Annotated in this window: 2 protein-coding genes; both read left to right on the forward strand. The window is 72.5% G+C overall.

What is annotated here, in order from left to right; translation table 11 throughout:
* The coding region (locus FUT87_RS25550) for an ATP-binding protein (protein ID WP_147242816.1) at positions 1-223 on the forward strand (223 nt) is incomplete at its 5' end.
* Positions 220-876 (forward strand): response regulator transcription factor (locus FUT87_RS25555; protein ID WP_147242817.1); only part of this gene is annotated, 657 nt, incomplete at its 3' end. The genes FUT87_RS25550 and FUT87_RS25555, both read left to right, overlap by 4 nt.

Raw genomic sequence — 876 nt, forward strand, 5'->3', positions numbered from 1 at the left:
CGAGCTGCCGCTGGTGTTCGAGCGCTTCATGCGCGGGCGGCTGGCCCGCGACCATCGCGCCGACGGCACCGGCATCGGCTTGTCGATCGCCCGGTCCATCCTGGCCGCGCACGGCGGCGCGCTCGAGATCGAGAGCCGCGTCGGCGCCGGCACCACCGTCCACCTCATCTTTCCCGACTCCCACGACGCGCCGCTGGTGACAGCCGGTGCCCACGACGAATGAACCGACAGATCCTGCTCATCGAGGACGATGCCCGCATCGCCGACTTCCTGCGTCGCGGCCTGAGCGCCGAGGGCTACGTGGTCGAGGTGGCGACGACCGGGCCCGAGGGCCTGGCCCGCGCCCGCACCGGCGAGGCGGCGCTGATCATCCTGGACCTGATGCTGCCGGGCCTGGGCGGCCTGGACCTGTGCCAGACGCTGCGCGCCGAGGGCCATCACGCGGCCATCCTGATGCTGACCGCGATGGACAGCACCGCCGACAAGGTCCGCGGCCTGCGCCTGGGCGCGGACGACTACATGGTCAAGCCCTTCGACTTCGAGGAGCTGCTCGCGCGGCTCGTCGCGCTGCAGCGCCGCGGGCGCGAGCAGCGGGTCGAGGCCGCCGTGCTGCGCGTGGCCGACCTGACCTTCGATCGCGAGCGCATGCAGGTGCGCCGCGCCGACCGGCCCATCACGCTGACCGCGAAGGAGCTCGCCTTCCTGGAGCTGCTGATGAGCGCGCCGGGCCGGCTGTTCAGCCGTGAACGGATCCTGGCCAACGTGTGGGGCGCGCAGGTCGATCCGCTCACCAACGTCGTCGACGTCTACGTGCGCCGGCTGCGCGCGAAGATCGACGAGGGGCACGCGCTGCCGCTGCTCAAGACGGTGCGGGGC

The sequence above is a fragment of the Mitsuaria sp. TWR114 genome, from assembly GCF_007997345.1.